The organism is Flavobacterium sp., from assembly GCF_031422135.1.
In the GTDB taxonomy this organism is placed as follows: domain Bacteria; phylum Bacteroidota; class Bacteroidia; order Flavobacteriales; family Flavobacteriaceae; genus Flavobacterium.
Window position 1 is genome coordinate 1 of the sequence record NZ_JANOQD010000118.1, and the last position, 24,675, is coordinate 24,675.

Annotated in this window: 21 protein-coding genes and 1 tRNA gene; 13 read left to right on the forward strand and 9 right to left on the reverse strand. The window is 31.4% G+C overall.

Annotation, left to right across the window (positions count from 1 at the left end; all coding sequences use genetic code 11):
• Window positions 1-43: 43 nt before the first annotated feature.
• From RMO70_RS15435 to RMO70_RS15455, 6 genes are all read left to right on the forward strand, one after another.
• Complete coding sequence (locus tag RMO70_RS15435) at window positions 44-190, forward strand: class IIb bacteriocin, lactobin A/cerein 7B family (protein ID WP_310557339.1); 147 nt, start codon at window positions 44-46, stop codon at window positions 188-190.
• Between the two features lie 8 nt (window positions 191-198).
• Window positions 199-348, forward strand: a complete 150-nt coding sequence (locus RMO70_RS16970; RefSeq protein ID WP_409025098.1) for a class I lanthipeptide — start codon at window positions 199-201, stop codon at window positions 346-348.
• Between the two features lie 224 nt (window positions 349-572).
• Window positions 573-1,727 carry an HlyD family efflux transporter periplasmic adaptor subunit gene (locus RMO70_RS15440; RefSeq protein WP_310557340.1) on the forward strand — a complete coding sequence of 385 codons (1,155 nt, stop codon included), beginning with the start codon at window positions 573-575 and terminating at the stop codon, window positions 1,725-1,727.
• The gene (locus tag RMO70_RS15445; RefSeq protein ID WP_310557341.1) at window positions 1,720-3,879 is read left to right on the forward strand and encodes a peptidase domain-containing ABC transporter; all 2,160 of its coding nucleotides are present in this window, start codon (window positions 1,720-1,722) and stop codon (window positions 3,877-3,879) included. The genes RMO70_RS15440 and RMO70_RS15445 overlap by 8 nt, the downstream gene beginning before the upstream one ends.
• A gap of 18 nt (window positions 3,880-3,897) precedes the next feature.
• Complete coding sequence (locus RMO70_RS15450) at window positions 3,898-7,023, forward strand: lantibiotic dehydratase (protein ID WP_310557342.1); 3,126 nt, start codon at window positions 3,898-3,900, stop codon at window positions 7,021-7,023.
• An 11-nt stretch (window positions 7,024-7,034) separates the two neighbouring features.
• Window positions 7,035-8,132 carry a medium chain dehydrogenase/reductase family protein gene (locus tag RMO70_RS15455; protein WP_310557343.1) on the forward strand — a complete coding sequence of 366 codons (1,098 nt, stop codon included), beginning with the start codon at window positions 7,035-7,037 and terminating at the stop codon, window positions 8,130-8,132.
• A gap of 61 nt (window positions 8,133-8,193) precedes the next feature.
• Here RMO70_RS15455 and RMO70_RS15460 read toward each other — a convergent pair whose 3' ends face one another.
• Both RMO70_RS15460 and RMO70_RS15465 read right to left on the reverse strand, forming a co-directional pair.
• Complete coding sequence (locus RMO70_RS15460) at window positions 8,194-8,547, reverse strand: hypothetical protein (protein ID WP_310557344.1); 354 nt, start codon at window positions 8,545-8,547, stop codon at window positions 8,194-8,196.
• A gap of 70 nt (window positions 8,548-8,617) precedes the next feature.
• Window positions 8,618-9,592 carry a polyprenyl synthetase family protein gene (locus RMO70_RS15465; protein WP_310557345.1) on the reverse strand — a complete coding sequence of 325 codons (975 nt, stop codon included), beginning with the start codon at window positions 9,590-9,592 and terminating at the stop codon, window positions 8,618-8,620.
• Between the two features lie 140 nt (window positions 9,593-9,732).
• On the opposite strand from RMO70_RS15465, the gene RMO70_RS15470 reads away from it, so the two are divergent.
• The 5 genes from RMO70_RS15470 (at window position 9,733) to RMO70_RS15490 (ending at window position 16,776) form a co-directional block, all read left to right on the forward strand.
• Entirely contained in the window at window positions 9,733-10,329 is a 597-nt protein-coding gene (locus tag RMO70_RS15470; protein WP_310557346.1) for a TetR/AcrR family transcriptional regulator, read from the forward strand.
• Window positions 10,329-11,660 carry a TolC family protein gene (locus RMO70_RS15475; protein WP_310557347.1) on the forward strand — a complete coding sequence of 444 codons (1,332 nt, stop codon included), beginning with the start codon at window positions 10,329-10,331 and terminating at the stop codon, window positions 11,658-11,660. The genes RMO70_RS15470 and RMO70_RS15475 overlap by 1 nt, the downstream gene beginning before the upstream one ends.
• A gap of 17 nt (window positions 11,661-11,677) precedes the next feature.
• Window positions 11,678-12,820: an efflux RND transporter periplasmic adaptor subunit gene (locus tag RMO70_RS15480; protein ID WP_310557348.1), complete on the forward strand. Its 1,143-nt coding sequence runs from the start codon at window positions 11,678-11,680 to the stop codon at window positions 12,818-12,820.
• Window positions 12,821-12,916: 96 nt separating this feature from the next.
• On the forward strand, window positions 12,917-13,276 hold the full coding sequence (locus RMO70_RS15485) for a four helix bundle protein (RefSeq protein WP_310557349.1): 360 nt from the start codon (window positions 12,917-12,919) through the stop codon (window positions 13,274-13,276).
• 32 nt (window positions 13,277-13,308) lie between these two features.
• The gene (locus tag RMO70_RS15490) at window positions 13,309-16,776 is read left to right on the forward strand and encodes an efflux RND transporter permease subunit (protein WP_310557350.1); all 3,468 of its coding nucleotides are present in this window, start codon (window positions 13,309-13,311) and stop codon (window positions 16,774-16,776) included.
• 161 nt (window positions 16,777-16,937) lie between these two features.
• Here the strand turns inward: RMO70_RS15490 and RMO70_RS15495 are convergent, their stop codons facing one another.
• The 3 genes from RMO70_RS15495 to RMO70_RS15505 are packed head-to-tail and all read right to left on the reverse strand — an operon-like array spanning window position 16,938 to window position 20,333.
• Window positions 16,938-17,714 (reverse strand): hypothetical protein, encoded by a 777-nt coding sequence (locus RMO70_RS15495; protein ID WP_310557351.1) that lies wholly within the window; start codon window positions 17,712-17,714, stop codon window positions 16,938-16,940.
• 2 nt (window positions 17,715-17,716) lie between these two features.
• Entirely contained in the window at window positions 17,717-18,421 is a 705-nt protein-coding gene (locus RMO70_RS15500; RefSeq protein WP_310557352.1) for a hypothetical protein, read from the reverse strand.
• Window positions 18,422-18,425: 4 nt separating this feature from the next.
• Entirely contained in the window at window positions 18,426-20,333 is a 1,908-nt protein-coding gene (locus tag RMO70_RS15505) for a hypothetical protein (protein ID WP_310557353.1), read from the reverse strand.
• Window positions 20,334-20,745: 412 nt separating this feature from the next.
• On the opposite strand from RMO70_RS15505, the gene RMO70_RS15510 reads away from it, so the two are divergent.
• Complete coding sequence (locus RMO70_RS15510; RefSeq protein ID WP_310557354.1) at window positions 20,746-20,982, forward strand: helix-turn-helix transcriptional regulator; 237 nt, start codon at window positions 20,746-20,748, stop codon at window positions 20,980-20,982.
• Between the two features lie 52 nt (window positions 20,983-21,034).
• Here the strand turns inward: RMO70_RS15510 and RMO70_RS15515 are convergent.
• Window positions 21,035-21,111, reverse strand: a tRNA-Ala gene (locus tag RMO70_RS15515).
• Between the two features lie 96 nt (window positions 21,112-21,207).
• On the opposite strand from RMO70_RS15515, the gene RMO70_RS15520 reads away from it, so the two are divergent.
• Window positions 21,208-21,534 (forward strand): 2Fe-2S iron-sulfur cluster-binding protein, encoded by a 327-nt coding sequence (locus RMO70_RS15520; RefSeq protein WP_310557421.1) that lies wholly within the window; start codon window positions 21,208-21,210, stop codon window positions 21,532-21,534.
• Between the two features lie 13 nt (window positions 21,535-21,547).
• Here the strand turns inward: RMO70_RS15520 and RMO70_RS15525 are convergent, their stop codons facing one another.
• The 3 genes from RMO70_RS15525 to RMO70_RS15535 form a co-directional block, all read right to left on the reverse strand.
• Window positions 21,548-22,453 carry a metallophosphoesterase gene (locus RMO70_RS15525; protein ID WP_310557355.1) on the reverse strand — a complete coding sequence of 302 codons (906 nt, stop codon included), beginning with the start codon at window positions 22,451-22,453 and terminating at the stop codon, window positions 21,548-21,550.
• A gap of 88 nt (window positions 22,454-22,541) precedes the next feature.
• Window positions 22,542-23,720: an acyl-CoA dehydrogenase family protein gene (locus RMO70_RS15530; protein WP_310557356.1), complete on the reverse strand. Its 1,179-nt coding sequence runs from the start codon at window positions 23,718-23,720 to the stop codon at window positions 22,542-22,544.
• Window positions 23,721-23,950: 230 nt separating this feature from the next.
• Window positions 23,951-24,664, reverse strand: coding sequence for a methyltransferase (locus RMO70_RS15535; RefSeq protein WP_310557357.1), 714 nt, complete (start codon window positions 24,662-24,664; stop codon window positions 23,951-23,953).
• Window positions 24,665-24,675: the final 11 nt, after the last annotated feature.

Here is a 24,675-nt window from a genome sequence, read left to right on the forward strand (position 1 = left end):
ATTATCAGTTTATTAATAACAAGACTAGACGAAAATTAAGAAGATGAAAAAACAAAATGGAATCAACAAGTTGGCTTTTAATAAAGTTGCTGTTGCAGAATTAAACGAGAATCAGTTACAAGACGTGAATGGTGGAACTTCGCCTCTTTGTGTAGGAATCATTATCAGTTTATTAATAACAATGGATTAATTAAGAAGATGAAAAAACAAAATGGAATCAACAAGTTGGCTTTTAATAAAGTTGCTGTTACAGAATTAAATGATGGTCAATTAAATGACGTAAATGGAGCAAGTACTCCATTGTGTTTAATATCTATTATTTCTATTACATACTATTTTCTAGATTAGTATTACTATTTTATTCCAAAAATGCTATCAATTTATACTAAATTGGTAGCATTTTTTATATTTCTAAAACGCAACCATTGTATGTGTATTGATAGCTATAAGTTATTGAAAATCAATACAATAAAATTATTTATTATTGTCTTTTTTTATAAAAATAGGTTTTTTTTATTTTTTAATTCCTTAAATAGTATGTTCATTTGCCTTAAGTTTTAAAAATAAATACAATGAATAGTAAAAACATATTTCCGCAAGAGATTTTAGACAATACTATAGAGAGTCATGTTGTAAAACATAATAAGAAAACGTCACTACTTTTCTTAGTTACATTTGTTGCATTACTAACTGTTGCTATCTCACTTCCGTTTATATACCTAGATATATATACGACTAGTCGAGGGACTATAATTCCTGAAGAAAAGAAACTAAATATATACGCTCCAAATAGTGGTAAAATTTCTTTTTTTAAAATTGAAGAAAATCAAAAAGTACGTAAGGGAGACACGTTACTAATTATTGAACATAAAGTTTTGAAAGAAAGAGAAAATTTAAATAGTATTCAGAGTTCAGAAAACAATACGTATGCAAACGATCTTAAAAACTTAATGAATAGAAATTATGTAAATGTAAAATCGGAACAATATAAAAAAGAGTATTTAAGATACCAACAAGAAGTGTATAACATTGATGTGATACTAAAAAATGTTCAAACTGAATTTGAGAGAAAAGAACACTTATTTCAAAAAAGTGTTATTTCAAAATCAGAATATGAAAAAGCACAATTGGATTTGGATAAAGTTAAAAATGACAAAACCAATTTAATAAAACAAACAGAACTTTCTTGGCAAAAAGAATTAACACAATTAAATCAATCAAACAAAAACATTTATTCAAATCAAAAACAATTAAAAGAGGAAGAGAATAATTATATTATCATTTCTCCAATTGATGGTGAATTGGTAAATATGCAAGGTTATCACGAAGGAAGCGTGGTTGCCCCTGGAAATTTAATAGTTGAAATTTCTCCCGATAAAGATGTTATTGTAGAGACCTATGTAAATCCATCTGATATAGGTTACATAAAAGAAAACGGGATAGCGATTTATCAAATAGATGCTTTTAATTCTAATCAATGGGGTTTTGCAACTGGTAAAATAATCGAAATAAGCAAAGACATATTGATAGTCAATAATACTCCCTTTTACAAAATAAAAAGTTCCCTTGACAATAAATCTTTAGTTCTAAGAAATGGATCTAGAGGAAATTTAAAAAAAGGAATGACATTGACCAGCCGTTTTTTCTTAACCAAAAGATCTGCTTTTCAATTACTATTTGACGGAGTAGAGGATTGGCTTAACCCATATAACAATAAAAATGAGTAAAATAGAAATAAAACAGCATGATTTTTCTGATTGTGGCGCAGCATGTTTGGCATCAATATCTGAATATTACAATTTAAGTTTACCAATATCAAGAATTAGACAATATGCTAATACGAATCAAAAAGGAACTACATTACTAGGATTAAGAGAAGCTTCGGTAAAACTAGGTTTTTTGGCAAAAGGGGTTAAGGTATCTCCTGAAGGATTAGTAGATATTCCATTGCCAGCTCTTGTTCACGTAATAATTAAAAAAGGAGGCCATGAATTTCCACACTATGTGGTGGTTTATAAAATAACGAGTAAGTATGTTCAAGTAATGGATCCTGCTGAAGGGAAATTAGAAAAAAAACCACTAAGCGAATTCGAAGAAATGTTTACTGGATTTGCTCTTATCTTAATCCCTGATGATGATGTTTTTAAAGAAAAAAATGAAAAATTTTCTAATTTTAGGAGAATGACTTTCTTGCTGAAACCACACAAATTTATTTTAATTCAAGCCATTATAGGAGCTGTTTTATATACACTGTTAGGTTTTTCGGTTTCAATATATATAGGAAAAATAACGGATTTTGTTTTGGTCAGTGGCAATAAAAGTTTGCTTAACTTAATGAGTGTTATAGTCATAGGATGTTTAATTCTTCAAATACTATACAGCGTTTTAAAAGATGTTTTTATTTTAAAAATCAGTCAGCAAATAGATTCAAGATTGATTTTAGGATATTACAAACACCTTTTCACAATGCCACAAAAATTCTTTGATACGATGAGAATTGGAGAAATTATGTCAAGAATAGGCGATGCCGTAAAAATCAGAGCTCTAATCAATGAAACTGCTTTAAGCATATCCGTGAATGTATTAATTGTAATTTTTTCGTTCATCTTAATGTTTATCTACCATTGGAAATTGGCTTTAATTGTTTCGCTTATTATTCCGTTTTATATTATAATTTATGTTATAGCCAACAAGCTAAATAAAAAAGTAGAGCGAGAAATAATGGAAAAAAATGCATTGCTCGAATCGCAACTGGTGGAATCAATCAAAAACATTGGAACAGTAAAAAGATTGTCACTTGAAGATTTTTCTAAAATAAGAACCGAACTTAAATTCATTGATTTATTAAAAAGTATATATAAATCAGGGATTAACGGAATTTTCTCTAGAACATCTACCGATTTTATTTCAAGGCTTTTTACAATAATTTTATTATGGGTTGGTACCTATTATGCTATTGATGGTGAAATTACGCCTGGAGAATTATTTTCGTTTTATTCCATAATTGGATATTTTACGGGACCAGCTTCACAATTAATAGGAACAAACCAATCCATTCAAAACGCTATGATTGCAGCAGACCGATTGTTTGGTATTATGGATTTAGATCGTGAAGAAATGGAATCTAAAATAAATTTAACAAACAAGAATTTTGGCGACATTCAATTCAAGAACGTAGATTTTTCTTATGAATTAGGAAGATACATCTTTAAAGATTTGAATTTGCTAATTAAAAAAGGACAATTTACAGCATTTATAGGAGAAAGCGGAAGCGGTAAGAGTACAATTGCCTCACTTATTCAAAATATATACCACCCAAAAGAAGGTAAAATATTGATTGGCGAATACGATTTGAATTACATCTCTAAAGATAGTATTAATTCTCTTATTACTACAGTTCCTCAAAGTGTTGAATTATTCGATGGGACCATTGCTTTCAATATTTCAATAGGTGAATCTGAACCAGATATGCAAAAAATAATTGATGTGAGTAAACAAGTTGGAGCTTATGATTTTATTGAAGCTTTACCGAATGGATTCAATACCTATCTAGGAGAGTTTGGCGCCAATCTTTCTGGTGGCGAAAGACAACGAATTGCTTTTGCAAGAGCTTTATATAAAGATCCTGAGATTTTAATTCTTGACGAAGCTACTTCTGCATTGGATTCAGAATCAGAATTGGTAATCAAAAAACTAGTGGAAGATTTAAGAAAAAACGGAAAAACAATTATTGTAATTGCTCATAAATTACAAGCAATTAAAAATGCCGATATTATTTATGCTTTCAAGAAAGGGGAAATTATAGAGTCTGGATCACACGAAGAACTCATGAATAAAAAAGATTATTATTATAAAATGTGGAACAATATAACTGTTTAATAACAAAATTTAACAAAAATGAAAAACTATTCTTTTACAAAAACTGCGATTGTTAGAACTCCTATTGGAGAAAAACAAATTGACCTTACATGGGAAAAAATACAAGAAATTTTTTCTAAAAAAGAAAATAGAGAAGCATTGTTTATCGGATCACCAAACATTTATAAAGCAATGTTATTGTGGGAAAAAGGCGAAGCTTTCCAAACAGATGAAGATTTAAAAAATCTCAAAGGCTCATTGTACAAATATGCGTCTCGATTGTCTAATAGAAGCACGCCTTTTGGAATGTTTTCTACAGTAGCCGGAGTTGATGTAACATCGGAGACTAATTTAAATATTGCAGAAAGCACTTTTGGTAGATATACAAAATACGACATGTATTTTTTAGGGAGCTTATTACCCATTTTAACTAAAGAAGACTCCATTCGTTCCGTCCTAAAATATCGATCTAATAACTCATTATATACTGTTTTTGATAAATACAGGTATGTAGAATATTATTTCAAAGACAACGTAAGATTTCATAAAATTTCTGAAGTAGAAATCACAGAATATCTAGAATTAATTATAGAAAAAAGCAAAAACGGAATTTTAATCAAAGATTTGATTCCTATTTTAGTTTCTGATGATATTTCTGAACAAGATTCGCTAGAGTTCATCAATACACTTATCGAGAGTCAGTTTATAGTGTCTGAATTAGAATTTACAATTACGGGGGAAGATTATTTCGAAAAATTATTAAGAACATTCTCTGAAGAACGATTTGATTTTTACGAAGGACACGTTGTCAAAAAATTAGTAACGAATTTAAAAAATAAAATAAATGAGCTTGATCAAAATACTATTAACGATCCTTCTTTATATTCTGAAATCCATCAGCTTCTAGAGGATGAAATAAACAATGTTGATATCTCTAAATTATTTCAAGTAGATAGCTACAGAAAAATCGAAAATGGAGCTATTGGATTCAAAACGCTAAAAACATTACGACCTGCGATAAGTGTTTTAAATAAATTACAATCCAGTTATGAAAATGCAAATTTAAAAGAGTTTAAAAGAAAATTTCAAGAGCGATACGAAGAATATGAGCAACCTCTTGTAAAAGTACTGGATCCTGATATAGGAATTGGATATGGTAATAAATCTGGAGCAAAAGCACCACTTATAGACGAGCTTGCAATAACCCCAAATTATTCAAAAGAGAGACAAGTAATTCTTGATGACAAAAAATCTTTTTTATTAAAAAAATTAATACAATCTACAAAAAACAATACTGAAACGGTCGAATTAACGGATGAAGAGATTAATAAATTTGAAGAAAACGAGTCGCTATATCCTGATACATTTTCAACTTTTTTAAATGTTTTTAACGAAAACGGAAAAGAAAAAATTTACATTAAATCCATTTCAGGTCCTTCTGCCAACGGATTAATAGGGAGATTCACGCATTTAGATTCAAAGATATTAGACTTATCAAATGAAATATCTTCGATAGAAAGCCAATTGCATCCAGATAAAATAATTGCAGAAATTGTTCATTTGCCACAAGCAAGAACAGGAAATGTTTTATATAGAAATTTTCAAAGAGAATATGAAATACCATATTTAGGAAATGCCTCTGTAGATCAAGAGCATCAAATAGCAATCGATGACTTATACATATCTATTAATAAAATGAATAGAGTGGTGCTTTTTTCAAAAAAACTAAATAAAGAGATTATTCCTAGATTAAGCAATGCTCATAATTTCAGTTCAAATGCTTTGCCTATTTATAATTTCTTGTGCGATATTCAAAACCAAGAAGCTACAGGTTTTGGATTTAGTTGGGGTGGTTTGCAACATGATTTCGATTTCTTACCAAGAGTAAGTTATAAAGAAGTAGTGTTGTCTAAAGCGACTTGGAATATTAACAAGAATGATATAGACACTATACTAGCTAACCAGGAATCGAAAGCGATTGAAGTCGTTAGAAAGTTTCAAGAAGATAGAAATATTCCAGATGTAATTTATTTTACACAAGGAGATAACGAAGTGTTAATCAACTTTAAAAATGATTTAAGCTGCTTTGTTTTTTACATTATGTTAAAAGGGGAAAAATTCATTCAACTAAAAGAATTCTTATTTAATGACGATTCCATAACTAATAATTACTGTAACGAAATTATCTTTTCTGCGCACAAAAATATTGAAGTTAAAAAAGAAGTAGTAACAACTGGATATGCACCAGTAGAGAGTAAAGCGAACGTTATTTCATCATTTTCAATAGGAGAAAAATGGTTGTATTATAAGTTTTATTGTGGTGAAAGAGCTGGGGAAGAACTGCTTAATAGAGCCATAAACCCAATTGTAGAGGAATTGAAGTCTAAAGAAATAATCGACAAATGGTTTTTTATTCGATACCAAGATGCGAGCGGACCACATTTAAGATTTCGAGTTCTTTTGAAAAACACCGATTTTTTTACAGAAAGTATTCAAATTGTAAAGAAACACATTAAACCATTTGAGGACACACATATCATTTGGAAGACCCAAACTGATAATTATTTAAGAGAATTGCAACGGTATGGTTTTGAGGCCATAGAAGATACAGAAACACTTTTCTATAATGATAGCGAATGTACTTTGCAATTTGCAGATATGATTGAAGGGGATTCTGGCGAAAAGATACGATGGTTATTTTCTTTATTGTCAATGGATCAGCTATTAAATGATTTTGGATTTTCACTAGAAAACAAAATAGAAATGTTAAACGTAGCAAAAACAAATTTCGGGAAAGAATTTAATCGTAATGGAAATTTAAACAAACAAATTAATGAAATGTTTGCCAAAAATGAATACGAAATAGAATGTTTTCTTAACCATGAAAATATTGATGAGTCCTATAAACCATTATGGGAAATTGTGAAAGAACGTTCTGAAAACAATAAACCAGCTGTAAAAAATATTAGACATTTATTTCAAGAAAGAAAATTACCAATATCCCTTCATAGCATTGCCATAAGTTATCTCCATATGATTTGCAATCGAGTATTCTTATCCAAGCAGAGAATACATGAGATGGTAGTTTACGATTATTTATATAAATATTACAATAAGCAATTGTATATGGGGAAAAAAGTGGTTAAAGAATTAGCGGAAGTATAAAACGAAAGGAAATGAAAGCATTAGCAGTTGTAACGTCTTCATTATTTGAAGAAATCGATGATAATAATAAACATTTGCTCTCGATTGATGGCTTGCAAATTCCTTTGGCATTCGTCAAAGGAACTAAACCTGATTTTGATAGTCAGTCGGATCAATGTGCTGATTTAGTTTTGATAAAAAAATCGAGTTTTTCATTAAATTATCGCGACTTAGCAATTATTGAAATGGCTTGGTATAGGTTAAAATCTGTTGAAGAATATACGTATTACCCAATAGGCTCTGATTTTTCGGGATATGTTGAAGCAGTTGGCAAAAATGTTACATCATTAAAAATTGGAGATTTAGTAATCGCAGATTGTTTTTTCCCTGAAGCTAAAAATGGAGTTATGCCTGGCATACCATCAAATCATTCTAGTCGAGAATATGAAATATATCATCATGCAAAATTATTAAAAGTCCCTTCTAATATTACAGATTACGAAGCGGGAACATTAAGTATAGGCACTCAAACCGCCACTTCAATGATTAGGAAAGGTGATATAAAAAAAGGAGAAAATGTTTTGATAACATCCATAACATCCAACACTTCTTTTTTCTTGCTTAATAATCTATGGGACAAAGATTGTAATGTTTATGGACTTTCTTATTCTGGGGAGAATATAGTGGCGGTAAGAAATCATTTCCCTTTTATCAAAGATGTATTTTCTATAAAAGAAAATAATATACCACAAGATGTGATGTTTGACGTTGTTTTAGATGCTTTTTCAGATACGTATTTAGAACGATTAATTCCAAAATTAAATTCGAATGCGAGGTACGTAACTTGTGGGATTTTTAATCAATCAAATGATAAAATAACGACTGCTAAACCTACTAATTTGTCTATGTTAATTGCAAATTTAATGATGAAAAATGTTAGTTTTATAGGAAATTGTTTGGGAAGCACTCAAGATTTAATTGACGGTTTAGATCAGTATAAAAATCATAAAATGGTTATTGACAAAGTGTTTACCGAAGAAGATTCATTGTCAGATTTTATTTCTAAATCATATAATTTGGATGGTAATAAGTTTGGAAAAGTGGTGTACCAATATGCGAATGATCTTTAAAAATAATTTAAAAAACAATTAGATTTAAGAAAGAGCAACTAAAATGGTTGCTCTTTCCGTTTTAATATCGATTTCGAAACCAAACCTTCATCCATTCTCTTTTCAGAATCAAAAACGCCACTTGCTCCGCTAATTGTGAAATATCAGATCCGTCTAATTTTTTAATTTGATCTTCGGGAACATCAATTATATAAAGGAGGTTGAGGTATTCAGCAAATTTGTATTGTATCAATCGATACATTTTTTCGTGCAACTGAATTTTTAACTCATCAGGTAAAGTGCTTACAGGAAAATCTATGGACTCGTTTGCTAGATTAAAATCTTTGTTGATTTGTTCAATTAATTTCAGATACAAGTTTTGGCTTTCTGCTTCAGAAAGTAATAAATCGGTATTTTGTGGAGAGATAAAATTCATTTTTTAAATATCAATTACAAAAATTAATTGCAATATAAATAACAGTTTCCAAATTTTGTAATTGATATTGCTAAACTTTTCTACCCATTAAATTTTCACCAAACGAATGCAACATATCTTTCTTTTCATTGTCGATACTAATTTTTTGCAAAGTATCAAAAGCTTTTAAAGTATAGTCTTGAATAGCTTGTTGTGTTGCCTTTGAAGCTCCTGTTTTATTAAATAGTTCTTTTACAGAATTTATTTTCTCACTATTATCATTGGGTTGAATAGAAAACAAATGCAATAATTGTATTTTCTCATCTGCCGAAGCAAATTCAACAGCTTTCAAATAAAGATAGGTTTTCTTATTCTCAATAATATCTCCACCAACTTGTTTGCCAAATGTTTTTGGGTCACCAAAAGCGTCTAGGTAATCGTCTTGTAGCTGGAAAGCCAATCCTAAATTCAGTCCAAAATCATAAATCAAAGCCGCATTTTCTGGAGAAGTTTCTGCAACAATAGCTCCCATTTTCATAGCAGCAGCAACTAAAACGGCTGTTTTGTATTCAATCATTTTTAAATACTCTGGAATCGAAACATCATCGCGAGTTTCAAAATCAACATCCCATTGTTGCCCTTCGCAAACCTCAATGGCGGTTTTACTGAACAGTTTTGCTAAATCTCTAAAAACATCTGTGTTGTATTTTTCAAAATATTGATACGCCAAAATCAGCATCGCGTCACCTGAAAGTATAGCGGTATTGGTGTCCCATTTTTCGTGAACTGTTTCATTGCCTCGTCGTAGTGGTGCAGCATCCATAATGTCATCATGAACCAAGGAGAAATTATGAAAAACTTCTACTGCAAGAGCTGCTGGCAACGCTTTTTTGTAATCGGCATCAAAAACTTCAGCACTCATTAATGTCAGAACAGGACGCATTCGTTTCCCGCCAAGACCTAATATATAATGTATCGGCTCATATAAATTTCGGGGTTCTTTAATTTCGTATTGGGAGTTTAAATAATCTGAAATAAATTCTTGGTACTGATAAATGGAATGCATTGTAAATAAATTTTTGCTAATTTAATGAAATATGCGCGGTTTCAAAATTAAAAGTAGTGTTAAATAATTGTAAATACTTTGGAAACTATTTTGGTATTTAAAGTTTCCGTTTTATATTTGCCCAGGATTTTTTATTACAAATGAAAGACAAAATTATACATAAAGCCACGGAACTATTCTTTAAACTAGGGTTTAAGAGTGTTACAATGGATGATATTGCCTGTGAAATGTGTATTTCTAAAAAAACTATTTACAAGTTTTTTGCCAATAAAGAAATTTTGATTGAAGAAGGAAACAAGGTTTTTCACGAAAAAATTCAAAATGGGATTTATGATATTATGGCAAAAAGTGACAATGCAATTCAAGAGAATTTTTTAATTCGAAAAATGTTTGTCGAAATGTTTAAAATCGCAGATACTTCCCCTTTATATCAACTCAAAAAACATTACCCTGAAATACATCAAAAAGTAGTAAATCAAGAAATTCAAGTTTGTTCGGAATGTTTTCGGCAGAATATCATCAAAGGAATCGAACAAGGCTATTACAGAAAAGATATTGATGTCGAATCCTATATCAAATTTTATTACACCCTGCTTTTTAGTATTAATGAAAATACAGTTTCAGAAATCGAGACTCAAAAATTAGAATACAAAGCTTTAGAATATCATACAAGAGCTATGGCAACCCAAAAAGGAATTATAGAACTCGAAACACAATTACTAAATTATATCAAATAATGAAAAGATTTATTGCATCACTCCTTATTGTTTTTTCGCTAACAGCGAAAGCACAACAAACAGAAAAACAAAGTCATACTTTTACTTTAAAACAAGCCATTGAACACGCTTTGCAATATAATTATTCTTCTATAAATGCAAATCGGGACATTGAAATTTCAAAACAAAAAAAATGGGAAACAACAGCTGGTGGACTGCCGCAAATAAATGCAGGAGTTGATTATCAAAATTTTTTAAAACAACCCATCTCTTTGGCAGATCTTAATCAAGATGGTGTCAATGAGGAATTTGTTTTTGGGACTAGACAAAATATGACGGGAAAAGTAACGTTAAATCAGCTTATTTTTGACGGATCCTATATTGTGGCACTTCAAGCTTCTAAAGCCTACTTGGAATATTTTGTAAATGCAAAAAAGAAAACAGATTCTGAAATCAGAGCTATGGTAACCAGTTCCTACGGCAACGTACTTTTAGCCGAAGAAAGCACCAAGGTCTTAGAAAGAAATCAAACCATACTCGAAAAAAACTATTCGGATATAAACCAAATTTATAAAAATGGTTTAGGCGAAGAAGAAAGCGTGGAACAAATAGCCATTACTCTTGCATCCATAAAAAGTAGTTTAAGTAATGTGAAAAGATTAAAAGAAATTTCATTAAAAATGCTAAAAATAAATCTTGGAGTTGAAATAAATGACGATTTGAAATTATCAGACAATTTAGATACTTTATCTCGAAATAATCTCGATTTAGCTTTATCTACTTCGGAATTTGAAATAAATAACTCCATTGATTACCAGATAGCGTCTAGTTTGGTTACTCAAAAAAGATTACTTTTAAAATTAGAAAAAAGCAAAGCATTACCGTCGTTATCCTCATTTGTAAATCTAGGAGCAACCGCAAATAGTAATACGTTTACTTTTGCTAATGCAAGCCAGAAATGGTTTGCTTCTTCTCTTTTGGGAGTCAGTTTGAATGTTCCTATTTTTTCAAGCTTTGCAAGAAGTGCTAGATCTCAACAGGCTAGAATTGCTTTTGAACAGTCCAAAACACAACAAACAGAAACGGAACAAATGCTTAAACTTCAATATCAAAAAGCAAAAAGCGATTTTGAATTTAGTGTGGAAGAATATGCTACTGCTAAAAGCAATTTGAATCTAGCCGAAAGAATTGAGAGAAAGCAACAAATAAAGTTTAAAGAAGGGTTGTCAACCAGTTTCGAATTTAGCGAAGCACAAAGACAATTGTATGCTACACAACAAAGTTACTTACAGTCTATGGTGGATGTTATCAATAAAAGAGCTGCTTTAGAGAAAATAACAAACAAAAACTAATCAAACAATTATATAAAATGAAGAAGATACTATTAATTTTTACGGTTTCGATATTACTTTTTTCTTGTGGAAAAAAAGACGACAGTGCTGCTATTGATGATTTAATTAAATCAAAAAATTTAGAACAACTTAAAGCCAAAAGAGCTTTAATTCAGTCTGATTTAACAAAAATTGACCAAGCGTTAGCAACTCTAGATACACAGAAAGAAAGTGAAGCTTTAGTTGAAACGATGGCTTTGAAGGACACTATTTTTAATCACTATCTTGAAATTCAAGGAAATGTAGATACTAACGAAAACATTCTAATTCAACCTGAAATGCCAGGAACGCTAGTAACATTAAATGTGAAAGCAGGGCAACGTGTTTCTAGAGGTCAAGTTTTAGGAAAAGTAGATGATGCGGGTATGAGCCAACAATTAGCTTCTATTGAAAATCAATACAGTCTAGCAAAAACCACTTTTGAACGTCAAAAGAGATTATGGGATCAAAAAATTGGTTCTGAAATACAATATTTACAAGCACAGACTCAAATGGTGGGATTGCAAAAATCAGTTTTACAAATGAAAGCACAACTTTCAAAAACACTTATAAAAGCACCGTTTTCAGGTGTTATTGATGAGGTTTTTGTAGAGCGTGGCGAAGTTGTTGCTCCAAGTCAAGAAGGATTAATGCGAATTGTAAACCTCAGCGATATGTATGTTTCTACATCCGTTCCTGAAAGCTATATTGGGAAATTAAAAGTAGGAACTACAGTTGATGCAGAAATCACATCCATTGGAAAAACATACAAAGGTAAAGTTCGTCAAGTGGCAAACAACATCAACCCAACCAATAGGAGCTTTGGTATAGAAGTTTCAATTCCAAATCCTCAAAATTTATTGCGTCCAAATCAAGTAGCCAAACTGAAAATAGTGGATTACAGTAACAAAAAAGCAATTGTTGTTCCAACAAATATTGTTCAAGAAGATGGCGAAAAAAACAGTTATGTTTATGTAGTTGCAAATTCAGATTCAAAATCAGGAACGGCCAAAAAAGTCGTGGTTAAAATAGGAAAGTCATCGGATAATGTTACTGAAATTTTAAGTGGATTAGCTGTAAAAGATATTGTCGTTACGGAAGGAGTGAATTCCATTTCTGAAGGAATGAAACTTAATTTTTAGGGAATATGGTTTATAAGGTTTATTAAGTTTAGTCAGCGACTAAAGTTTTTATATCTTATACATTTATTTTTGAATAACAAAATCAAATAAATTCGAATGAAAATATATTCTTTTGAAAAATTAATTGTTTGGCAGAAATCGATAGATTTTTCTACGGAAGTTGATAAGATTACAAGGAATTATCCAAAAGAAGAATTGTTCGGAATGGTTAGTCAAATGAGAAGATGTGCCGTATCGATTTCTTCTAATATTGCAGAAGGTTCTGGAAGGCAATCTTCCAAAGACAAAGCTAGATTTACAGAAATTGCTTATGGTTCAGCATTAGAATTATTAAATCAATTTATAATTTCATTAAAATTAGACTACATAACAGAAGATTTATACCAAGAAAGAAGAAAAATTTTAGAAGAAATAACCTTTATGCTAGATAAACTTCATAAATCTCAACTAAACTAAATAAACATTATAAACCTCATAACCTTAAAAAAATGAGTCATCAAAATAAAGAATTCGGAATATCAAGTTGGGCTGTAGACAATCGGGTTACAGTATATATCTTGACGTTATTGATTGTTGTAACGGGAGTAATTGCCTATGTGACTATGCCACGTGAAGATTTCCCAGAGATTATCGAAAATAAAATTTACATTTCTTCCATTTTTCCAGGAAATTCTGCCGAAGATGTCGAAAAACTAATTGTAAAACCACTCGAAAAAGAATTTAAAAATGTTTCAGGTGTCGAAAAAATAACCTCAAGCTCTTTTCAAGATTACGGAATGATTATCGTGGAGTTTGCGGATAAAGTTTCCGTTGAAGAGGCTAAAACCAAAATCAAAGATAAAGTTGATGTCATAAAAGCAGATACAGACTGGCCAAATTTGGATAACGGAAGCAAAGTAGAGCCAAACGTTTTTGAACTAAACATTTCCGAAGAAGTGCCTATTTTGAACATTAATTTGCAAGGAAATTATACAACGCAACAATTAAAGAAATATGGTGAACTCCTTCAAGATGACATAGAAGAAATACCGGAAGTCAAAAAAGTAGATATCCTTGGAGTAGACGATAAAGAAGTAGAAATTGCAGTAGATATTTACAAAATGACTGCGGCGCAAGTTTCATTTGATGACATTCAAAATGCGGTTAAGTATGAAAACATGACGCTTTCTGGAGGAAATTTAATCTCTCAAGGTTCTAGAAATAATATTAGAATTGTTGGGGAAATTAAAGATCCAAAGGAATTAGAAAACATTGTTGTAAAATCATACGGAGGAACAGTTTACCTAAAAGATATTGCGGTTGTTAGCTTCAAAGAAAAAGAAAAAACAACCTATGCTCGAGAAAAAGGGACGGAAGTAGTAATGCTTAACGTAAAAAAACGTTCCAATCAAAATATGATTTCTGCTATTGATCAAGTAAAAGAAAAATTAGAAGTTGCTAAAAAATCATATTTGCCTTCTAATTTAAAATTGGAACTTTCAAACGATCAATCGTCAAGAGTAGAACATCAAGTGGACGAGCTTTCCAACCACATTATTTTTGGTATTGTATTGGTAATGATTGTATTAATGTTTACAATGGGATTGCGAAATTCCTTGTTTGTGGGAGCAGCCATACCATTATCAATGATGATGGCGTTTACTATTCTTTCTGCATTTGGACTTACGTTAAACACGATGGTACTTTTCGGATTAGTTATGGGATTAGGAATGCTGGTCGATGATGGAATTGTAGTCGTCGATAACGTATTTGCCAATATGCGAAAAGGAATGGATCGCATTAGTGCATCCAAAATTGGTATTGGCGAGATTGCTTGGCCAGTTATCTCCTCGACAGCTACTACTTTAATGGCGTTTTTGCCATTTGCTTTGTGGCCTGGAACAATGGGGAAATTTATGAAATATTTTCCAATCACTTTAACAGTAACACTTTCAGCATCATTATTTGTGGCAATGGTTGTAAATGCAGCTATGACTGGTGGTTCTATGGATACTGTAGATAGAAATATTTCTAAAAAATCCATAAAAACCTATTCTATAATTTTTACTATTGTTGCGGTTATTTTTGTAATTCTAGGGAATGTTTACGATTCAAAATTTTTAAGAGCCATTGGTCATTTGGCTATAATTTCCTTGGGATTAATGTGGTTGTACCGAATCAAATTACACCAATGGACACAAGATTTCCAACATAGTTTTTTCCCTAAAATGGAAGACAAATACAAGAAATTTTTATCTAAAATTCTTACTGGAAAAAGAGCTTGGCTAGCTTTAGTTAGTATAATTGGGCTATTGTTTTTCTCTTTTATACTTTTAGGAATTTTTCCTAGAAAAGTATTGTTTTTTCCTGACAATATTCCAAATCAAGTTATCACTTATATCGAATACCCACAAGGAACAGATATTGCTAAAACGAACAAAGCAACAAAATTTGTTGAGAAACAAGTAATTGCTATTTTAAGCAAATATGTAGATGAAAAAACAGACAAAAATTTCCTAGCCGAATCCATTGTTTCTCAAGTAGGTGTTGGTGCTGGAAATCCAAATGTAGATGCAGGTTCCGCTTCCGAAACGCCATTCAAAGGGAAAGTAACTGTGAATTTTTCTGAATTCAAATTTAGAAACGGCATCAATACTTCAGATGTTCTAGAAGAAATTAGAGGTAAAGTAAAAGGAATTGCGGGTGCAACTGTTACAGTCGAAAAAGACGCCAATGGACCACCAGCGGGTTATCCTATTAGTATTCAGTTAACGGGTATTGATTATGATGTGATGTTGAAAGAAGCAGACAAAATGATTGCTTTTGTAAATTCAAAAAACATTCCTGGAATTGAACGTTTGAGTGTTGATGTCAACAAAGAAAGCCCAGAATTGGAGGTAAAAGTGGATCGTGTAAATGCAGGGAGTTTAGGGGTTTCTACTGGACAACTGGGTTTCAATTTGCGTCGTTCTGTATATGGACAAGAAATATCCACCTTCAAAGAAGGCGATGACGATTACAATATTACAATGCGAATGCAAGATGACCAACGCAAGAACGAAAATGTATTGTTCAATCAATCGTTAACATTCCGAAATCAAAACAATGGTAAAATGATGCAAGTGCCTATTTCTGCGGTTTCAAAAACAGAGAAAACAACCACTTACAATCAAATCAAACGAAAAAACCAAAAAAGAATAATGACGGTTTATTCTAATGTTTTGACGGGTTACAATGGTGATGAAATTACAAATCAAATCAAGGCAGAACTTAACGATTATAATTTACCAAAAACGGTAACCTATTCCTTTTCGGGAGTTCAAGAAGAGCAAGGCAAAAACCAAAGTTTCCTTTTGTATGCATTATTTTTAGCATTAGCAGGAATTACCGTTATCATTGTATTACAATTTAATTCGGTTTCAAAAACGATGGTAATCTTGTTCACTGTTATCTTGAGTTTTAGCGGTGTGTTTTATGGTTATGTAATTGCCAATATGGATTTTGTTATCCTAATGACGATGATGGGAATTATATCGCTAGCAGGAATTGTGGTGAAAAACGGAATTGTACTAATGGATTTCTTTGTGCTGTTATTAGACAAAAAAGTAGCAGATAATAAACTACAAAGCCACGACGATTTAAGTTTAGAAGAAATAAAAGAAGTTATTATCGAGTCAGGAAAATCAAGACTTCGCCCTGTTTTATTAACCGCTTTGACCGCAGTTTTGGGATTAATTCCGTTGGCTATTGGTTTAAATTTTGATTTCTTCTCTTTGATTACGGATTTAAACCCACATTTATACATAGGTGGTGACAACGTAATTTTCTGGGGACCACTGGCTTGGACTATTATCTTTGGATTGACCTATGCAACTGTTCTGACCTTAGTTATGGTGCCTGTAATGTTCTATCTGGTAAAACGAGTAAAATATTGGTTGCGTGACAGACGCGAGAGAAGAATATCCATAATGGATTAAATTTTCTAAAAACACAAAACGCCCCAATTGAAAAATTGAGGCGTTGTTTTTTAGTTTGATTACAATTTGCTGAAATTCGTATAAAATTCTATTTTACAGTTTGATACTTAAACAGATAAATACTAGGACTTTGTTTAAAAATTGTTTCATATTTTAATTGATTATTTCAAACTAATTTCTTCAATTTTATATTCTTTAATAATTCCTTTTTGCATATCCGAATATTCTGTTATTTCTAGTGGATAATATTTTTCTAAAATCATAGGGTATTTAATAATTGGATGATGTAAACATTTTATTTTATCGCTAACCCAAAGTTCTTTGTAGAAAATATAACTATTGAAGAAATCTAAATCATCTAAAGTTTCTTTGTATGATATTAAAACCTTAAAACAATTAAATTTTTTTATTTTCCTTTTTTCATTTCTGTACTCTTTAATTTCTATAATATCATTATCATCAAAATATGCAAATTCATTGATAAAAGACATTTCATTATTTTTTCCTTCGATTGCTCGTGTGTTTATTTTATCATTTAAATCTATAGTTTGATTTTCACCTATTAATTCATCATTTTTTGTAACATAATAAGTTATTTTATTATTATCGAAAGTATGATGATAATGATAATCTTCATTTAAATTAGTAAATAAGTTATTAAAAATAAGGTCATAACCATCTTCAGAGTTTTCTAACACATTTTTTAATTTTAAACTATCAATCTCTTGATTATGTTGTCCACTTTCAGTAATAATTTCATTTTTTAAAAATGAAGACAAATTAGTTTTTAATTCTTTTTTTGATATTTCATATAGCTTTTCATCAGTAATTATTTCTTTGCAATTAAAAACAACTGTCCCTTTTTTAGGAACAATTGTTTTACTTTGAGAATGAATAGATAATGAAAAAAGGAATGCTAAAATACAAATTGCTTTCATAATTAGATGGTTTCAACCTCTACAAAATTATTTATTTCATTTAGTTCTTGGAATCTTATGCCAGTAAAACCTTGTTTTTCTATTTCGTTTTTTAATTTTTCTGAAACATAATAACCCGCAATTGTGGGGGAGCTAGACCTAAAAAAATCACAATTGTTACCATCTAAAATTAGTTTTTCTGCTTCAAAAAACGGTTTTTCAATACCAATTGATGGATATTCTCTGTATTTATCCATACAATCTTCATCAGAAATCACTTTAATAGTTTTATCAAGTTTAATCCACTTTCGATCATTACTTTTTATGTATAATCTGAAAACGGATTCCTTATAATTAATAAAATCATATTTTGGATTATCTATGAAAAATATATAATAATTATAATTCAAATCCTTTTTTTTAGCTTGTATTTTCCAAGTTTGAAATATTCCTTCACAGTTTGCAATTAAAAAGTTTAGAAAAGTTTTATCAACTATAAGATATAGATTAATACCAATTGTATTAATACTTATCATTGAAGTAGTCTTTGCGCTTTTATAAAATTCAATGCTGGGTATAGCTGGATTGTTATGAAAACTATTAAATAACCCTTGCGTACCAAATGCTCCCTCATCATAAGGTCTTCCATCCCAAATCGTTTTCTGTACTTGGGGATTATGACCAATTTCTTTTACGTCATTAGGATATGAAAGTCTATAATACTTCATTTATTTATGGTATTAAAGTTGCTATTTGTCCTAAAGTCAAATTAGGATTTGCTGCGATAATGTCTCTTACATCATCCATATAGTCAGTTAGTAAATCATATGCTAATTCTATATTCCCATTTGCATATCCATATAAAACTTCCATTCTAGCTTTAATTTTATTTGAGTAAGCAAGATGTCCATTTAAATGAAAATCTTTAGGCATTGCAATTCCATTTGCAATGTCATTAATATGGAATGCTTTCTTTGTTGGCGAACTAAATCTGGCAGCTAGTTGAACCAAACGTTCACTCGACAATCCGTATGGTATGACATGATGAGCATGAATTGCATTATTTACTATTCCTAAAACTTTTCTTAACTGACCCCTATTGCTAAATACTATTGTGCCATCAATAAGCTTGTAGGCTTTTAATATAACTTTCTTCCCAGTAATTAAGTTATAAATTCGTTTGGTAATCCTTGCAACCGTTGTCCAGTCACCAGCAAAAGGCACAGCCGCTGTAAAACTAATTGCACCATTTAAATAATCACCGCTACACGTATAAATCAATCCACTTGTTACGTCAAAAAAAGCTCCCACAGCTGGTGCCATTCCTAAAACATCACTCATCAATAATAATGATTCTTTACAAGATTCCAAATAGATCTTTAAAATTTCCATTTTAGAAAACACGTGCCCATTTGGGTAAGAACTCATAATAATACTCATCTCTTGCAAAATTATGGCATTCAAAACAACAATATGATCTGTAGTGCCAAAACTAGGTCCCAAAATCGCAAGATTTGATGTAGAGGTACTCAAACTATTCGAACTTGCAAAATCTAAAGTCATATCTAAAGCTATTTCCAATTCTGGATCGGTACTGTTCTCGCTATAACTTAACTCTTCTTTAAAATATTCCATTAATTCATAGGCGATTTGAACTGCTTCAGAATCTATATTTTGCCCATCAAGAGTAATATCTATATTTAAAGTAATATATTCTTTTATTGATTTAAGTACAGAATTATTAGTTGCTAAAAGTTGTTGTTTATCTAATGATAATACATCAAAAAACTGTGTTTTAAAAATATCCGCTTTTAGTTCTTCTGGAGTTTTTGGTATCACTGGAGTTGTGATAGGATTAGAGGTTGTAATGTTGTTAGAACCATTCCCTGTGCCGCTTCCGCCTGGTCCGTTTCCTGTTGGTGTGTCTCCATTGTCGGTTGATATGCCACAACCGCTACTAATTTGTATGTTTAAAGAACACATTTGTTTTAAATACTTATGCTGACAGTATGGTGTAGCACGATGCTCAGGCCCTATTCCTCCGCCATTTCTCCCATTACACATAAGCACCCAAGCACACGTTGTCCAGCCTGTAGCACCTCCACCTCCTTCTTCATAATCCACTCCGCCTTCTCCAAAAAAAGTAGTTATTAATGCAGACATCCCTATATTTCCTATTAGCGTGTAGGATTTAGTAGCCTCATCATAAACAGGAGGTTGTGTTGGGGTGTATTTCATAAGAAATACTTCTGTTATAGTATCCTGTTTAACGTGAACTACCAAGTTTTCAAAATAATCTTGGGTATCAGTTTCCTTTTTAACTAGCATAGTGTAGGATGTAAAATCATCAAAAGATATTTCCTTAACCGTTGCCGCATCAATAGCGATATAATCTCCTGTTTCCCTAGAACTTGTTTTATTGCTTTTTCTTGATTTTTTCAATTCATTTAATGCTTTTTGATTTGCAATTCTAAACTGAGGTATTTTATTTGCCTGATCTAAAGAATATTCTTTTAATATAATGTTTTGTTTTTGAGTTGTATGGTCGTGGGTGTGCTCAAAATCATCTTGGCAACCATACAGTAATAATCCTGTTATGATTGTCAGTATTAATAGTTTTAATTGTTTTAATTGTTTCATTTTTTGTTTCATTCGGTTTTAATTTAGTTTGTTTTTATATATAGAGATTAATAATGATGAAAAGGTTGGGACGGATGTAATTTTTTTTTTGCATTTATTAAAATCAATAGTAAATTTTCCCTTTTATACCTTTTTTAGGATAACTTAGGTTAAACTATTTTTCAGGCGCAAAATTAAATTACTTTATGCCATTTTAGGTTACGGTAAAACCACGTATTTTTTGTTAAATTTGAGCTAATTTTATTTTTTTATAAGAAAAATAGGCTTAAAATTATCTCAACATAAATTGAAATAGTCATAATTCGAGTGGCAATTTTGTTTTGGGTTTTTGTGTCATCTTGGTTTGCAAATATAATAAAATTGGTAACATATATGATTCCATACAAATAATAAATCTTACCAATTTTGAAATATGGATATTTCAGAAGAAGAATTTATTATTAAACTTGGAATTCACATCAGAAAATTGAGAGAAAAAAAAGATATTTCTCAACAAAATTTAGCTGATGACTGTAATATTTCTAAAGCACAAATAGGTAGAGTGGAACGAGCTGAATTTAATACGACGATCAGAACACTTGTCAAAATAGCTAACGCATTAGATATTGAGCCAAAAGAATTATTGAATTTTCAAATAAAAACGCTCTAAAAACACAAAACGCCTCAATTCAAAAAATGAGGCGTTTGTTTTTTATAGTTTCTGGTGGAGAATATCGGATTCGAACCGACCACCTCTTGCCTGCCAGGCAAGCGCTCTAGCCAAATGAGCTAATCCCCCAAATTCTGGGGCAAATATAATACATTTAATTAATAATTTTATTTTCATTAAAAAATAAAATTTCCAACTCATAGTTATACTTTTGTCAAAATTTTTATAATGGATGTTACTTTAAAAATAACCGACCGTCAAGGACAGTTTCACGAGATTCAAGCACCTACCGATATGAATATGAATTTGATGGAGGTAGTTCGTATGTATGAGCTGGCGGAAGAAGGCACCATAGGGATTTGTGGCGGAATGGCAATGTGCGCTTCATGTCAATGTTATGTTTTAAACGATGTAACACTTCCTGAAAAATCCGATGATGAAGAGGCAATGCTTTGGGAAGCTTTTAACGTAAAAGGCAACAGTCGTTTGGGGTGTCAAATACATATAACTCCTGAAATTGATGGGTTGGAAATTGAATTAGCTCCAGAATAAATGTGGGTTTTAGTTAAACCGATTGGTATTCTATAATACTTTCAGGATTTTCAACATACTCTTTTACTATTTGTAAAACACCATCGTCTTTGGTGTCAATAAACCATTTGATTAAGGCAATTTTACCTTCGGTAATTTCGATTCCTGTGATACTTCTTGGATGTACACAACTACCATCGTTAAAAAAATTAAGTTCCTTGTCTTGTGGTTTTGGAAAATGAGGTCTGTGCGTGTGTCCAATTATTGTAATGAGGTTTTTGTTATCGGCAATCCATTTTTTAATTTTTCGTTCTACTTTTAAAAGTTCACGATAGTTTTTAGCGGGACTTGTTGGATCTTTTATTCCCCATATTTGTAAAGGTTTCCATAACACACGTACAAAAAACCGATTTATTTTCCACCCTACATAATTCATAAAATCGGCTTGATGTCCGTGGGTTAAAAACAGTTCTTGCTTGGTTTCTGCATTTTCTAGAATTATACCCTCGTAAAATTTTAAATCAGGCATTAACGGAAGTTTCTTTCCTCCTTTAATATCAAAATATTCTGAAAAATGTTTTTTGACAATATCTGGATTTCTATGAACCATATCGTGATTGCCATAAATCATATGAAGACGATTAGTGTCATAAAATTTTTTGAGCTGCAAAAACACACTTTTATTGGCTTCTAAAATGTCTTTAAAAAACAAATTTTCCCAAAGTTCATCACCATCTCCTAATTCAATATAGGTAAAATCATTTTCAAAATAGTGCTTAATTGCGTGTTGGTATATGTTTCGATTATTCGCAAAATCATCTGCAAAACTTCCGTCGCCACGATGACAATCCGAAAAAAGTATAAATTTTGATCTATTATCAAAAGAAATTCTTTTTGCTTCTGTATAAGCTCTAGTTAGTCGGTCTTGAGAAGTAAACATAAATACAATTTAGAATAAAATTAATCATTTTTTTAAACAAAAAAGCTTCCTGTTTCCAAGAAGCTTTCACTATTAAAAATTTCAAAACCTATTTAAAAGCTGGAATTCCAGTAATATCCGCACCAGTAATCAATAAGTGTATGTCGTGTGTGCCTTCATAAGTCAAGACAGATTCTAAATTCATCATATGACGCATAATCGAATATTCGCCTGTAATTCCCATCCCACCAAGTATTTGTCTCGCTTCACGAGCAATATGAACTGCCATATCAACATTGTTTCTTTTGGCCATCGAAATTTGAGCGGTTGTAGCTCGTCCTTCGTTTCTCAAAACACCTAAACGCCAAGTCAGCAATTGTGCTTTGGTAATTTCGGTAATCATTTCGGCTAGTTTTTTCTGTTGCAATTGGGTTCCAGCAATAGGTTTGTCGAACTGAACACGCTCTTTAGCATAACGCAAAGCCGTATCATAACAGTCCATTGCAGCTCCAATTGCACCCCAAGCAATTCCGTAACGAGCCGAATCCAAACAACCAAGTGGCGCTCCAAGACCCGATTTGTTTGGTAATAAATTGGTTTTAGGAACTTTTACATTATCAAAAATCAATTCACCAGTAGATGAGGCGCGAAGCGACCATTTATTATGCGTTTCAGGTGTTGTAAAACCTTTCATTCCACGCTCTACAATCAATCCGTGAATTCTACCTTCTTCATTTTTTGCCCAAACAACAGCAATGTCTGCAAAAGGAGCATTCGAAATCCACATTTTTGCACCATTTAAAAGGTAATGGTCACCCATATCTTTAAAATTGGTAATCATACTTCCAGGATCTGAACCGTAATTTGGCTCCGTCAAACCAAAACACCCAATAAATTCTCCAGTGGCTAATTTTGGTAAAAATCGCATACGTTGTTCTTCGTTTCCGTACTTCCAAATAGGATACATAACGAGCGATGATTGTACTGATGAGGTCGAACGAACGCCAGAATCGCCACGTTCAATTTCTTGCATTATCAATCCGTACGAAATTTGGTCCAATCCAGCACCACCATATTCCACAGGAATATAAGGGCCGAAACCGCCAATTTCACCCAACCCTTTTACAATTTGTTTAGGAAATTCAGCACGTTGGGCATATTCTTCAATAATCGGAGAAACTTCTTTTTTAACCCAAGCACGAGTCGCTTCACGAACCAGTTTGTGTTCGTCGGTCAATAAATCGTCTAATAAGTAGTAATCAGGAGATTGAAATAAATCTGGTTTCATATATGGTAAATTGTATAAAGTAATAATTGTTACGCAAACGTTTGCAAATTTACATAAACTAAAACTTCAAAACAACGAACAGATGTTATAATTTTATTGTTTTTTTGGAGCTATTTCCTGCTGTACGTTACAATCTTTTGCTTTTTTTGCCCTTCGACAAGCTCAGAATGACAAAAAAGCAAAAGGATTTTCACTTCCATCAGGGCTATGGCAGTACTGTTTAATCGAAATTACATTTTTAAATAAAAATCTTTAGTCAAAGCAATATATTCATCAGTATATTCGTGTCTGTTTATTTCAATTGCAATTTCATCGGTTTCCAAAACAGGCAGTTCAAAACGCTTAAATGCCAACAAACTTCTAACAATTTGGGAGGTTTTATTACCTCTAACACGGGTAGTTTTTACAGGATAAAGTTCCAATTCTGCACACAAATCAATAAATCGTTCTTCTTCTTTATAAGGTATAATAACACTAAAAATTCCATTTTCTGAAAGCAGTAAATCCGCCGCTTCCACCAAATCTTCAAACGGCATAGCATCTTGAAAACGGGCTAAATCTCGCTGTCCATCATTGGTTTTGTAATCTTCGGAATAAAAAGGAGGGTTACAAACTATTAAATCATACTCATCTTCTGGATCGTCAACAAACTCGTCTAAACCAGCGTGAAAACAGTATAATCTATCGTTCCAAGGCGAATTTTCAAAATTATCAGTGGCTTGTTCGTAGGCTTCTTCATCAATTTCTAAAGCATCAATTTGTGTTGCATCGCTGCGTTGCGCCAACATTAATGCGATCAAACCAGTTCCAGCACCAATATCTAAAATCGATTTTGGGTTATTGTCAATAGGACACCAAGCTCCAAGCAAAACACCATCGGTACCAACTTTCATTGCTGTTTTCTCTTGCTGAATGGAAAATTTTTTAAAATGAAATACTGACATTTTATGGAAGA